This window comes from Chryseobacterium mulctrae (assembly GCF_006175945.1).
Lineage (GTDB): Bacteria > Bacteroidota > Bacteroidia > Flavobacteriales > Weeksellaceae > Chryseobacterium > Chryseobacterium mulctrae.
Genome location: NZ_VAJL01000001.1, coordinates 2,719,543 through 2,732,401 on the forward strand (window position 1 = coordinate 2,719,543; position 12,859 = coordinate 2,732,401).

General features: G+C 35.0%; 11 protein-coding genes. 4 read left to right on the top strand and 7 right to left on the bottom strand.

Features of this window, described 5'->3' with window-relative positions:
- The first annotated feature begins 17 nt into the window (after nucleotides 1–17).
- From FDY99_RS12470 to rpsB, 4 genes are all read left to right on the top strand, one after another.
- A complete protein-coding gene (locus tag FDY99_RS12470) occupies nucleotides 18–350 on the top strand; it encodes a hypothetical protein (protein WP_139421886.1) in 333 nt (110 codons plus the stop codon).
- Nucleotides 351–588: 238 nt separating this feature from the next.
- Complete coding sequence (gene rplM / locus FDY99_RS12475) at nucleotides 589–1,044, top strand: 50S ribosomal protein L13 (RefSeq protein ID WP_066674809.1); 456 nt, start codon at nucleotides 589–591, stop codon at nucleotides 1,042–1,044.
- A 6-nt stretch (nucleotides 1,045–1,050) separates the two neighbouring features.
- Nucleotides 1,051–1,437 carry a 30S ribosomal protein S9 gene (gene rpsI / locus FDY99_RS12480; protein ID WP_139421888.1) on the top strand — a complete coding sequence of 129 codons (387 nt, stop codon included), beginning with the start codon at nucleotides 1,051–1,053 and terminating at the stop codon, nucleotides 1,435–1,437.
- A 186-nt stretch (nucleotides 1,438–1,623) separates the two neighbouring features.
- A complete protein-coding gene (gene rpsB, locus FDY99_RS12485; protein ID WP_139421890.1) occupies nucleotides 1,624–2,388 on the top strand; it encodes a 30S ribosomal protein S2 in 765 nt (254 codons plus the stop codon).
- Between the two features lie 76 nt (nucleotides 2,389–2,464).
- Here the strand turns inward: rpsB and FDY99_RS12490 are convergent, their stop codons facing one another.
- The 7 genes from FDY99_RS12490 to FDY99_RS12520 all read right to left on the bottom strand — a co-directional run bounded on the left by FDY99_RS12490 (nucleotide 2,465) and on the right by FDY99_RS12520 (nucleotide 12,789).
- Nucleotides 2,465–3,181, bottom strand: a complete 717-nt coding sequence (locus FDY99_RS12490) for a DUF6759 domain-containing protein (protein ID WP_185148729.1) — start codon at nucleotides 3,179–3,181, stop codon at nucleotides 2,465–2,467.
- An 82-nt stretch (nucleotides 3,182–3,263) separates the two neighbouring features.
- Nucleotides 3,264–3,719 (bottom strand): DUF6759 domain-containing protein, encoded by a 456-nt coding sequence (locus tag FDY99_RS12495; protein ID WP_139421892.1) that lies wholly within the window; start codon nucleotides 3,717–3,719, stop codon nucleotides 3,264–3,266.
- Between the two features lie 103 nt (nucleotides 3,720–3,822).
- Entirely contained in the window at nucleotides 3,823–4,500 is a 678-nt protein-coding gene (gene trmB, locus FDY99_RS12500; RefSeq protein WP_139421894.1) for a tRNA (guanosine(46)-N7)-methyltransferase TrmB, read from the bottom strand.
- Between the two features lie 77 nt (nucleotides 4,501–4,577).
- On the bottom strand, nucleotides 4,578–5,357 hold the full coding sequence (locus tag FDY99_RS12505; RefSeq protein ID WP_139421897.1) for a DUF6759 domain-containing protein: 780 nt from the start codon (nucleotides 5,355–5,357) through the stop codon (nucleotides 4,578–4,580).
- A 153-nt stretch (nucleotides 5,358–5,510) separates the two neighbouring features.
- Complete coding sequence (locus FDY99_RS12510) at nucleotides 5,511–6,299, bottom strand: hypothetical protein (RefSeq protein WP_139421898.1); 789 nt, start codon at nucleotides 6,297–6,299, stop codon at nucleotides 5,511–5,513.
- Between the two features lie 118 nt (nucleotides 6,300–6,417).
- Nucleotides 6,418–9,837, bottom strand: coding sequence for a T9SS type B sorting domain-containing protein (locus tag FDY99_RS12515; RefSeq protein ID WP_139421900.1), 3,420 nt, complete (start codon nucleotides 9,835–9,837; stop codon nucleotides 6,418–6,420).
- Between the two features lie 114 nt (nucleotides 9,838–9,951).
- Nucleotides 9,952–12,789, bottom strand: coding sequence for a T9SS type B sorting domain-containing protein (locus FDY99_RS12520; protein ID WP_139421902.1), 2,838 nt, complete (start codon nucleotides 12,787–12,789; stop codon nucleotides 9,952–9,954).
- Between the last annotated feature and the right edge of the window lie 70 nt (nucleotides 12,790–12,859).

The following is a 12,859-nucleotide window of genomic DNA, read 5'->3' on the forward strand; positions in this document are numbered from 1 at the left end:
CACTATTATATTATAGTATGAAAAGAGCGTTGATTTATTTTATAGTAGGAACCGGAATTATTTTTATGTTCAACTATTTATTTATGGAAACCAAAGATCTTGGTTTAGAACTTTATTATGCTTTGGCCTTCGGTCTTGCATGGGGATTGGCTTATTTTTTAGATGATGCTAAATTTTCTCTTTTCAAAAAAATGGGATTGTCTTTTGGTGCGATGGCGCTTTTGGTGGCTGTAGGAGCTCTTATTTTTAGTTTAGAATTGGCAATTCCTTCCATTATTAAGTTTTCGACTGTTTTTGTTGCTTATTATTTATTTGCAAGTTTCAGAGGAAGTAAATCGTTGCGTAATTAATCAGGAAATCATTTTTGGAAACAAATTGGCGGAGCACATATTTGCCGGATTTTTAATTTATATAGGATTGGATCTCACCTTTTAATGGATAAATATTGATTCTTTTGAAAGTGCTAACTTATTAAATATCTTTATTTTCAATACTTTAATTTAAAATAAGTTTTCAGATTAGAAAAATATGTGTACCTTTGCACACCCTTTTAAGGGAAAAATTATGTTTAATCTTTAACTAAAACGTGTGAATACATTAAGTTACAAAACTGTTTCAGCGAACAAAGCTACTGCTAATAAAGAATGGGTTGTGGTAGACGCTGAAGGACAGCCGTTAGGAAGACTAGCTTCTACGGTTGCAAAGATTTTGAGAGGTAAGCACAAAGCAAACTTTACACCTCACGTAGATTGTGGTGATAACGTTATTGTTTTGAATGCTGGGAAAGTTACTCTTTCAGGAAACAAGTGGAACGATAAGACTTACATCTGGCATACAGGTTATCCTGGTGGACAGAAGTCTATGACAGCTCTTGAACTTCAGAAAAAAGATTCTTTAAAAGTATTGGAAAAATCTGTAAAAGGTATGCTTCCAAAAAACAGATTAGGATCTGCATTGCTTAAAAACCTTTATTTATATGAAGGAACTGAGCACAAGCATGAAGCTCAACAGCCTAAAACAATTAATGTTAACGAATTTAAATAATTAATTATGTCTATAGTTCACAAAATCGGAAGAAGAAAAACTTCTGTAGCTAGAGTTTATGTAAAACCAGGAACTGGTAACATTACAGTAAACGGTAAAGATGCTGCAAATTATTTCTCTACAGACGTGATGGTTTACAAATTAAACCAGCCGTTTATCCTTTCTGAAACTGTTGGTCAGTATGACGTTACCGTAAATGTTTTCGGTGGTGGTAATACAGGTCAGGCAGAAGCTATCAGATTAGGTATTTCTAGAGCACTTTGCGAAATTAATGCTGAGTTCAGATTAGCATTGAAGCCTGCAGGTTTACTTACAAGAGATGCAAGAATGGTGGAAAGAAAGAAACCAGGTCAGAAAAAAGCAAGAAAGAGATTCCAGTTCTCAAAACGTTAATTTCGAGATTCAAGATCTCAGACACAAGATTCAAGATTTTTTCAGTCTTCAATCTCGGCTCTTGGTTCTTGTCTCTATTATCTAAACAAAAATTGCCCGTTACGTTTAGCATCCAAACGCTTCTCCCATCTAAAGAAGTTGTTGATTGTTTAAGAAACGGAAAGTAAACTAACAAAAACAGAAAACATGGCAAAAGCAAATGTAAAAGACCTTCTAGAGGCTGGTGTACACTTCGGTCACATGACTAGAAAGTGGAATCCAAATATGGCTCCATACATTTTTATGGAGAAAAATGGTATTCACATTGTAGACTTACATAAAACAGCTGTTAAATTGGATGAAGCGTGCAGCGCTTTAGAAAAATTAACTTCTGCAGGTAAAAAAGTTCTTTTCGTAGCTACTAAGAAGCAAGCGAAAGAAGTAGTTGCTAAGCACGCTGCTGAACTTAATATGCCTTATATTACAGAAAGATGGCCGGGAGGTATGTTAACGAATTTCGTTACAATCAGAAAAGCTGTAAAGAAAATGAACTCTATCGACAAAATGAAAAAAGATGGTACGTTCGAAACTTTATCTAAAAAAGAAAGATTACAAGTTGACAGACAAAGAGCTAACTTAGAGAAAAACTTAGGTTCTATCTCTGACATGGTGCGTCTTCCTTCTGCAATCTTCGTTGTAGATATCATGAGAGAACACATCGCTGTAACTGAAGCTAAGAAATTAGGTATTCCAGTTTTCGGTATTGTTGATACAAACTCTGACCCTAGAAAAGTTGACTTCGTTATCCCAGGAAACGATGATGCTTCTAAGTCTATCGATATGATCTTGAGCGTTGTTTCAGAATCTATCAAAGACGGTCAGTCTCAGAGAAAAGCTGATAAAGAAAAATCTAAAGAAGAAGGAGAAGTAGTTTCTGCTGATAAAGATACAGATTTCGATTCTGCTGAATAATCTGAAAATTATCTTTAAAATAATAAAACCGCTGAATTTATTCAGCGGTTTTTGTTGTTATAGCTTTTAGAAATTGCTATTTTTTCTTCTTTTTTTTAGAGGAAACATTCTGTTTTGTTTTTTCTAAATCTTTACTGAGCCTGTTTTCTGCGATTAATTCTTTTTCGGATATTGCTTTGAATCCCGGATTCTGTAAAACAACAACCAGACTTTTGTTAATCTCTTTTGAGCTTTGATATTTTACATCACAAACATTTCCCGAGAAAGTATAAGTATCTTTATTCAGGACTATAAAATTTTCACCTTTCGCCGGAACGGCAAGATTGTAAAATTTCTTTCCGGAGATTTCTAAAACCAAGTTACAATCAGAATTATTTTTAAGCAGGAGAATAGCTTCATTGTGAGTAATATCTTCATTAAACATATTGTTTAAAAGCTTTTTGGTCTTCTCTCTATGTTCTTCTGAAGTTTCAGACATTAGTTTTTTTAAAACCTCCAGATTAGCTTCAGATTTTTTTTTGCTGTTTAACTGGTCTGGTAATTCCATGAAAACGGGTCTTGCTTCCATAGGTCTTGCATTTTTTGCACCTTTCGTCCATTCGGCATTTTTCAATGCGATGATACGCTGTTTTAGAATTCTTGTTTTAGGATCTTCGGGATGTGCTTTCCCAAGATATTCTTCAATCTCACTAATATTTGTGCTCTTAAGAACGTCAACTTTGTCAACCGTATTACTTGCACAAGATGAAAGAATGAGACCGAAGAAGAAAAAAGTAAGTGTTTTTTTCTTCATCAAATTGTGTTTTTTATTTTTCCGAATATGATCCGGAAGTTTTGTTGATTACAAAGTTAATCAAATTATGAATAAAATTCTTTTAGTTTGATAATTTTATACTGAAAGAATTGGTAACGTATTTTGTTTTCTCATAAACTGAATTGCAAAGCATTCCCGATACATTGTAATTCTGATTTTTAGGAACCATTGCAGACCCTATTTTATTAGCTCCAATCGGAATTTTTTTGAAATAGTTTTTACCACTAATTGTTAAAACCATATTGCAATTCGATTTATTTTCTACAGAAATCGAGACGGTTGGACTGTTTGAAGAATCATTCAACAAGCTGTTTAAAACTTCTGCGGTTTCAGGTTTGTAGGTCTTTAACAAAGCTTGATATTCTCTTTCGGTTTGTACATTAGGATTAATATGTATTCCGCTATTTGGATTGACTGGAGAAGACTTATATATTGGTCGTTTAGAATTATAATTTGTAGTGCCGCAACTATTCAGAAGCAAAGTGATAAAAAGAGAAAAGAGAAGAAACTTTTTCATAGTAATATATTCCAGATTTAAATTTAAACTTTTTATTAAACTCATAAAAGCTTGCTTTATTGCCAAAAAAAAGCTGCAAATAATTTACAGCTTCAATATTGATTTAATTAATCTTAAATTTTATATACGTAATTGTTTTTCCTTTTGCTGAAAACAATTCTTCATAGTATGTTCGAATGTCTCTTAAATGAGGCGTATTCGGATCATATTCCAAAGCTCCGTAAATATCGTGATGGGCAGAAATAATTTCGTAACCGGCACCTTGTAAATAACCTAAAGTATAGCCATGCAAAAACTCTGAATCGGTTTTTAAATGTACAATTCCACCAGGTTTTAAAAATTTCTTATATCTTTCAAGAAAATCAGGATGCGTTAATCTGTGTTTCGTACGCTTATATTTTATCTGCGGATCCGGGAAAGTAATCCAGATTTCGTCAACTTCGTTTTCAGCAAAATAATATTCTACCAATTCGATTTGTGATCTTAGAAAACCAACATTGTGCATTCCGTTTTCTACTGCTTCTTTTGCACCGAACCAAAATCTTGCTCCTTTTATATCAATTCCGATAAAATTTTTATCTGTGAAAGTTTTTGCAAGACCTACTGTGTATTCACCTTTTCCACAACCTAATTCTAAAACGATAGGTTGGTTGTTTTTAAAGAAATCTTTTCTCCAGTTTCCTTTCAGTTCAAAACCATTGAGGGCTTCTTCTCTTATAGGTTGTACAACGTTTGGTAATGTTTTGTTTTCTGCGAATCTTCTTAATTTATTTTTGCCCATGAATTATATGAAATGCCGCAAAATTACGAAAATTATGCAGCATTTAAATTTTTAATCGAAACGAAAAACGTTAGAACTTATTTTGATGAACTTCCCAATGCTACCATTAATGGTTTTTGGATTGTTTTTTGTGAGGCATACTGCGCTCCGCAAACTATACTTGTAAATAAATAATCTCCTTTTTCTACAACAATAGAGTTGTCGCCATGAGCCGGAACAGGAAGTCTGTACTTTGTATTTCCGACACCTTCAATTCTTACGATAATATTACAGTCAGATTTGTTTTCAATCATCACAATGCACTCTTTTGAATTCGGATCATTGTCAAATAAAGAATTCAGGATTTTTACGGTTTTATTTTTATGTTCTATAGGATTTTCTCCCATCAACATATTAAATTCAGAAGCTTCTGTATCAGCAATTACTTTGGTGTTTTTTGCTGCAGAAGAAGAGGTTACATAGACGTTTTGCGCTGAACTTGGCGTATAAACGATCGCAGACTGACCAATCTGTAATTGTTTTTGATATTTTAAGATTTGCTTTTGTTTGATCATTGCATTCATCTCCTCGAAAGAAACTTTTGTAGAGGGACCTCTCTTCAGTCTCGCAAGGTTATCCTGCATTTCTTTTACTTTCTTATCACCGGGTGGAGCATTTTTGATATAATCTTTCATAAAATCCATTACTCTCGGTTTCAGAACAGATCTTCGAGGATCATCCGGATGCGCATCTCTCAGGAAGGCGTTGATTTCATAGATATTCTTGCTTTTAAGAATATTGCTGTAATCTTTACCCTGCTTCTGTGCCGAGAATGTAAGAAACAATAAAGTGGTGAAAAGTGAAATTACCTTTTTCATTGAAATAATATTTGGTGACGTGGTCTAAATAAATTTTTAAATTATTTAGACCTTTGGTGTTATTAGTTTGAATAAAATTAAACAAATTTTTAAAAAAGAGTGTTCTTTAAAGTGTTAAGATTTGTTTTTGGTGAATTTTTTTAACTTAAATAATTATTTTACAACCTCCTGAAGATGTGAATTTTTTAATCTTCTTTGGTATATAGGAAGATACTTCTCGATAGGTAATTTTATAGCTTCAAAATTTCCGCTTTGTAAATACACTTCGATATTCTCTGAAGTATAAACAAACTGTAAGAAGTTATCGATAAGGTTTTCAGGGATTTTCAATCTTGTGAAATAGTCTTTTCCTAAATAATTTTTGATGTTGGTTACAGAGCTGTTCATTCTTTCGTAAGCTACCAATCGTTGTTTTTTCTTACGGTCACCGGAAAGAATATCAAATATACTTTCTAAACTGAACGTAAGACCGCCGTCTCTTAAACCTGCAACAGAAAGTACGGGAGAAGTACCATCACCCTTCGGTTCGGGAAGACCAATTACTTTTTTCAAAGCAAGTGCTTTATCTTCTTTGCGGATAGAATTTACATCATATCTCAAGTTTCCTGTAGGTCTGAATCTGCTGATCACAACCTCCTGAATATCATAATACGCTACTTTTAATTCTACTAAATTTTTAGAGCTGAACATTTGTGGGGTCAGCTTTACATCTTTTCTTTCTGTAATAATTGATGTAAAACGTATAACATCTCCGGGTTCTGCTTTTATGTTAAATTCTCCACTATAGCTTGTAAGAACAGTTTTGAGTGTTGTAAGATTGGTCACATAAACCTGATTAAGGTACAGTACCGAATTGTCTCGTAAAAAGACTTCACCGGAATAATTCTGCGCATTAATCTTACTTATAAAAACCAACAATATAATTAATAAGAGTTTCTTCATATGTCGTGCAAAATTACATAAGAATTACGTCAGTTTTTATGTGAGATTTATCAATATGTGGTTAAAGTTATATTAAACTTTATAATAAACTGTTAATAAAGGATTATTAGGCTTAAAGTTATTTATCCCAAAGGCTGTTGTTTCTGTGTTTTACCAATAGCCAACTAGAATATTTTACGCTGGTTACATTGCCTAGTTCTGTCCAGCTTATAAAATACCAATACGTTGCAGTAGAAACCGGTCTTCCTTTCATGTTTCCGTCCCAGGTAAATTTGTTGGAAGGCGTTCCACGGAAAACTTCTGCACCATATCTGTCAAAAATTCTAAACTCAAGATTGTCTTTACCCATCAATGCAGAATAATCTATTTCATCATTTCTGCCGTCACCATTTGGTGTTATGGTATTAATCAGATTAATGATTACAAAATCTTTTTTCACAATATCGCAATTCAAAGAATCTCTCACATAGATTGTGTAAGTTCCTCTTACAACATTGGTAAATACATTAGAAGTCTGCCAAATAAAACCGTCAAGAGAATATTCGTAAGCAGGTGTACCACCACTTACACCGATTGTCACAGTAGATCCGTTGATGTCAATTGATGTAATCACCGGTAAAGTAGATTCTGAAACATTTACAAACTGTCTGTAAACACATCCGTTAAAACTAAGTTCAACCCAATAATTACCAGCAGGAACATTAGAAATTGCAGGCGTTGTATCACCTGTGCTCCAAAGGTAAGCATCAAATCCTGGACCTGCATCTAAGTTCGTATTAGTTTTAGGACAAACTACCTTATCTGATAAAATATCAGATTTTTTAGGAACCTTAAGATTGATTCTTATGGTAGCTACATCCGGACAGAAACCACTTTTTTCAAATCTTATGTAATAAATATGAGATCCGGTAAGGGTTACTGCACCACTAATTGGCGAGACGTCATTTTGCGCATCTGCAAGAGTTGCATGATAAGTAATCGTAACAAGTGGGTCTACAGTAAACTGATTTAAGAAAAATGATAGATTCATCGGTTTTATTCCGTCTAAATCGTCATCGCAGAAATCGGTGTTGAAAGTATTTTTAATTAAAGTAAGTTTCGTACCCACTGTAAAATTGACTTGCTGAATAACAGGAGCACATCCATCAGGAGATTCTACACGAATAAAAATAGTAGTATTGGTGTTGTAGCTCCAGTTATTTGGGAGCATGTTTGCGTTTCCTAAATTGGCATCTGCTAATTGAGCATAATATCTTACGTTGGTAAAATAAGCTGGGTTATTTAATATTAATTGGGTAATATCTGAAAGAACGACATTCACAGTTCCATCCATATTTTCATCACACTGATTTCCCATATTGGCGGGAGTAACGATTGCTAAAGGAAATAAATTTAATGTAATCTCTGCAATGCTTTTACATCCTGTAGGATTTTTTACAACGGCATAAACGATAGTTCCATTCGGTGCTGAATATGTTGTGGGAACAGTTATTAATGCTGCTAAATTTTCGTTTTGCGCATCAAATAAACTTGGGTAATAAGTAATCGTAACCGGTGTGTTTGTAGTAACAACAGCCGTTGTAAGATTAAAAGTTCCGTTGCCGTTGATATTACAAGCGTTTAATGTTGCATTGTTTATGGTTACAGGATGAATATTAATAGTTACTGTAACGGTTTCGCAATCTGTAAAGTTGGGATCATTTCCGCAGAAAGTATAAACAAACGTGTCGGTTCCTCCAGCTGAAGGATTGGTTGCGGTATAGGTAATAACTCCTGTTGCTGCATTAATAGTTGCAGTTCCTAAAGTTGGAGCAGTGGTAATGGCAACAGTTGAAGCTACCGGAGTCTGCGTAGAACTTGTAAATGCGGGAGTAATCACTTTTGTACCACAAATATTGTACGTTACAGCAGTTTGTTTCATACAGTTTAAAACTTTGAAAGGTGCTGTTATAAGCGGTGCACAAGTTCCCATAGTGACCGCACAGGTGTAATTTCCTGATCCGGTAGGAGTATAGGTAGACGATGTAGCTCCCGGAATAATGTTTCCATTTACATACCATTGATAAGAGTCATAAATAATTGGGTCTACGGTAAGTACGATTCCCGGAACACAGTCTCCACCAGATTTTAAAATCACTGGTTTCGTAGAGAATCCTGCAAAAAAACCACCATATCCTACAGCATCACTTCCTGCAGTAATTCCTGCAGTAATTGCTTTTGTTGAAGTTACCGTAATTGTTCCTGTTGTATTGGGAATGCCGTATGTCACCCAGTTGGTTGTACCGGTCATATCAAACGGCCCCGTTCCTGGAGGAGGAGGGTTTCCGTTTACAAAAACAGTGGCTCCTCTTTCTGTAATAAGATTTAATTTGGTTGGAATGGCAAGGATTCCTGTAGGATTGTTATTGGTATGTACAAAGTTTTCGTTAATGAGTCCAATCTCATCAATCTGCTTTGGAAGATAACAGTTAAGCGCTGGAATGAAATTAAAACCACCTGTTGCAACTTCATTTCCTGTGGTAGCTGCACCTGCCAATATTTGATACACGTAAGCATTTTTGCTTGTTACCACATAAAGATTATAATGAGTGGTCCCCTGAAGCTGATATTTTGTGTCAGGAATTACAAAATATTGCCCGGTATTCAGGTTAGCAATAGGTGTCAATTCATTATTTACGTAGACTGCTGTGTTATCTTGAGTGGCAATTACCACTGCACCTTCCATATTGCTGCCGATATTTCCGTTCCCTTTTACAAGAGCAAAAGTAGTCCCGAGCTGATTTACTGGTATCGACTGATCCATCAAAATATCAGAACTGGTAGGATTGTTTCCTGCATATTGTCCATTGAAGTTTCCGTTGGTAATGTTTACAGGTTTTGTGGCTACAATTTTAGCTCCAATAAACCCATCAAAATTTCCGGTGATATTTCCAATACCGTCAATAATATAAGATTGTCCCTTGTTTAAGATAAAAGTTAGGGTAGGGTTTGTTGCTCCCGATGTTCCGTTTGAGAACTGTACTGTATTTTTGTATCCGGATACGGTAACTGTTGTATTGTCTTCAGTTGCCAAAACACTGGTCATGAAATTGAGGATATCGTTATTTACGGTAATAGGGGCAGAGGCCGCGTGAAAAGTTGTACCTGTGGAAGCAATTCCTTTTGATGTAATAATTTCTGCGTGGTTAAAAACTGAAAATCTTAGATTCGCATAAAAGGGAAAGTCAGCTTTTAAATATAAACCTTTTGAGGTTGGTGTAAACAAATCTGTCTGAAGGGTTGTAATAATATAATCTCGAAGAACATCAAATTTTTGTGGATTGTTTTTGCTAATCGTAACTGTACCAATCACAACATTGTTATTGTAAATAGTAACAGCAAATGGAGTCGTACGGTTTGTAGAAAGATAAAGCTTTTGATAAGGATTTGGGTTTCCTGTACGATCTACCATAGGTGCAAACCAATGTTCTCGATCCAGCTGAGCAAGTGAAGTAGAGAATATATAAAAAATAAGGAAAAAAGATAAAATTTTCTTCATTTTGAACTCGATTTTACCACAAATTTAATAATAAAATACGTTAATAGTTTTAAAAATAAACAAAAACCACGATGCTGCATCGTGGTTTTTAATAATATCTGATTTAAAAATTGGTTATTCTCTGTTTTTTACTAACACCCAGCCTGAAAATTTGATAGGTGTTTTAGCTTTTCCATTTTCATTCCAGCTGATACTATACCAGTAATTTCCTGTAGAAACTCTTTTTTTACCATTGGTTGTACCATCCCAAGTATAGCCATTCTCTTTATTTCCTTGATGAATTTTGTTTCCGTATCTATCAAAGATATTGAATACTAAATTTGGTTTATTGGCAAGAGCTGAGTAGTCTAAAATATCATTTATTCCATCCGAGTTAGGGGTAATTACATTAACGATATTAGGAATAGTAATACCTACTTCAATTGGCACACAATTGAATGTATCTCTTACATAAACTTTAACATCACCTCTCGGAAGATCTGTAAATACGTTTGAAGATTGCCAGTTGATATTGTTTATTGAATATTCATAAGGTGCAACACCTCCGGTTACATATACTGTAATGTTTGTGGTAGAAACTTCAATGTTTGTAATGACCGGCTGCTCAGAAGCATACACTTTTACAGCTTGTTTGGTAGTACAGTCTCCTGTTTTCAATTTTACCCAATAAGTTCCTACTCCTACATTGGTAATAGTTTGCGTAGTAGCTCCTGTGCTCCATTCGTACCCGTCAAATCCTGGTCCTGCATCTAATACAGTTTTATCTTCTATACAAATTATTTTATCTATCAATACAGCAGATTCAATTGGTGCTAAAACAACCAAAGTTACTTTTGCAACACGATAACATCCATTTGCATTACTTACTCTGATGTAAGCTACCCCGTTTGGAGCAATATAATGATCCGGAACCAATATTTCATTCGTTTGGTTGTGGGCATCAGTGATTGATGGATAATATTTTTTAGTAACACCAAGTTGAGTAGTTACTATAGCATTTGTAAGATTAAATAATCCTGTAGCAATATTTTCTTCAAGGAAACAGGTTCTTAGTGTTGTGTCATTTACTACTGGGCTTTCTGCTACAGTTAATGTAAGGGTGATTTGTTCACAATCTACAAATTCAGGATCGTTTCCGCAGAATTTATAAACAATTGTATCTGTACCTACAAAATTATTGTTTGGGGTGTATCCAATCACACCAGTTGTAGGGTTGATGATTGCTGTACCATTTGCTGGAGGTGTAATAATCTGAACACTACCTGGCGTAAATATCTGTGAAGATGTAGTAAACTGTGGGACAATATTTAAATATCCTTCACAAACCGTTCTTGTCTTCGTCGTTTTTTCAAGACATGTAAATACTTTAAATACAGGTGTAGTTTCCGGAAGACAAGATCCTACCGTAATTGTCACTGCGTAGTTTCCAGATTGTGTTGGAGTGTACGAATTACTGTTTGCACCCGGAATAGCAATTCCATTCCTAAACCACTGATAAGTATCATAACTGTCATCTACTTCCAATATTAGTCCCGGAATACAGTCTCCGGTTTTTTTTGCAATAAGCGGTATTGAAGAAAATCCTGCGAAATATCCTCCATACCCCGAAGAACTGTGTCCTCCGTTAATTCCAGCAGTTACCGCTTTATTAGACTGTATGGCTATGTTGCCGGTAATAGGTTGTATTGCATATGTTACCCAGTTGGCATTTCCTGTCAATGGAAATGGCCCCTGTGCAGCAGTTGGAGTTATTGGTGCTCCTCCATTAACGGTATAAGTAACCGTAGCACCCACTTCAGTTAGAATATTAAGTTTTACAATAGTACCAAAAGGTATAACACTAGCTCCCCCGGTGCCGGTTGGCATTTCACCTACTTTACCAATCTCATCAATTTTTCTTGGTAAAAAGCAGTTTAAAGGGGGGATATAATTAAAACCACAGGTGGCGCTACTATTATCTACTGAGACTAACTGGTATAAATAAACATTTTTTGTAGTGCTGATTAGCATATTGGCATGCGTTCCTCCTGCCTGCACAATGTAGCTGCTTCCAGAAATCCTGTACCATTGCCCTTGGGCTAAAGTTGCAACCGGAGTTGTGGCTCCGTTTAGGTATACTTGAGTATTGTTTTCAGTAGCTACCACTATTCCTCCTTCCAAGTCTGGGAAGGTAGATCTCGTTCTTACCATTGCAAAAGTATTTCCAAGTCTGCTTGTTGGTACAGACTGGTCTAAAATGATATCTCTTCCGGCAGTAGTGCTAATTCCAAAATTAGCAGTCACATTTCCGTTAGTAAGTGTAATGGGTTTGTTTGCAACAATTTTTGCTCCCATGAATGGAACAGTAGGAGAGATTGGACCCGCAAAAATAAAAGATTGCCCTTTGTTTAAAGTGAAGGTGTGGGTGTTACTTGTCGGAGTAGCTCCAAAAAATGTGAAAACTGCTGTAGCGCTCCAGGTAGCAGTAACTGTTGTATTATCTTCTGTTGCTAAAACCCCCGCAGTAAAATTATTGGATTCAAGCTGAGTAGAAGGAGTACTTGCAACAAAGAACTCTGTACCAATACCCGCTTTCCCTTTGCTGGTTACCACTTCAGCATGTTGAGTATCGTTTACCATTCTAAGGGTACAATAAAAAGGTTTATCTGCCTTAATATATAATCCTTTATTAATTACTGTAAAAGCTTCCGAAGTAACGTTAGTGGAAATATTTACAGAAGGAACAATATAGGTTTGAGGACTTCCTTTGCTAATTGTTACAGTGCCCAATGCAACGTTATTGCTATATACAGTTACTACAAAAGGGGTTACCGAATCTGTAGAAAGATAAAGTGACTGAGCTGTAACAGCTGTGGTCGCATAGTATGGCGCTATCCAATGCTCTGTATCTCTTTGAGCAGAAACATTGATGCCAGTAATCATTAGTAAAAAAATGAGTAAAAATTGTTTCATAAGCGTAGAATTAGGATTTTTACAAAATTAATGTAAAAAAAGATATGTTTTAAGAATATTTTTAAAATAT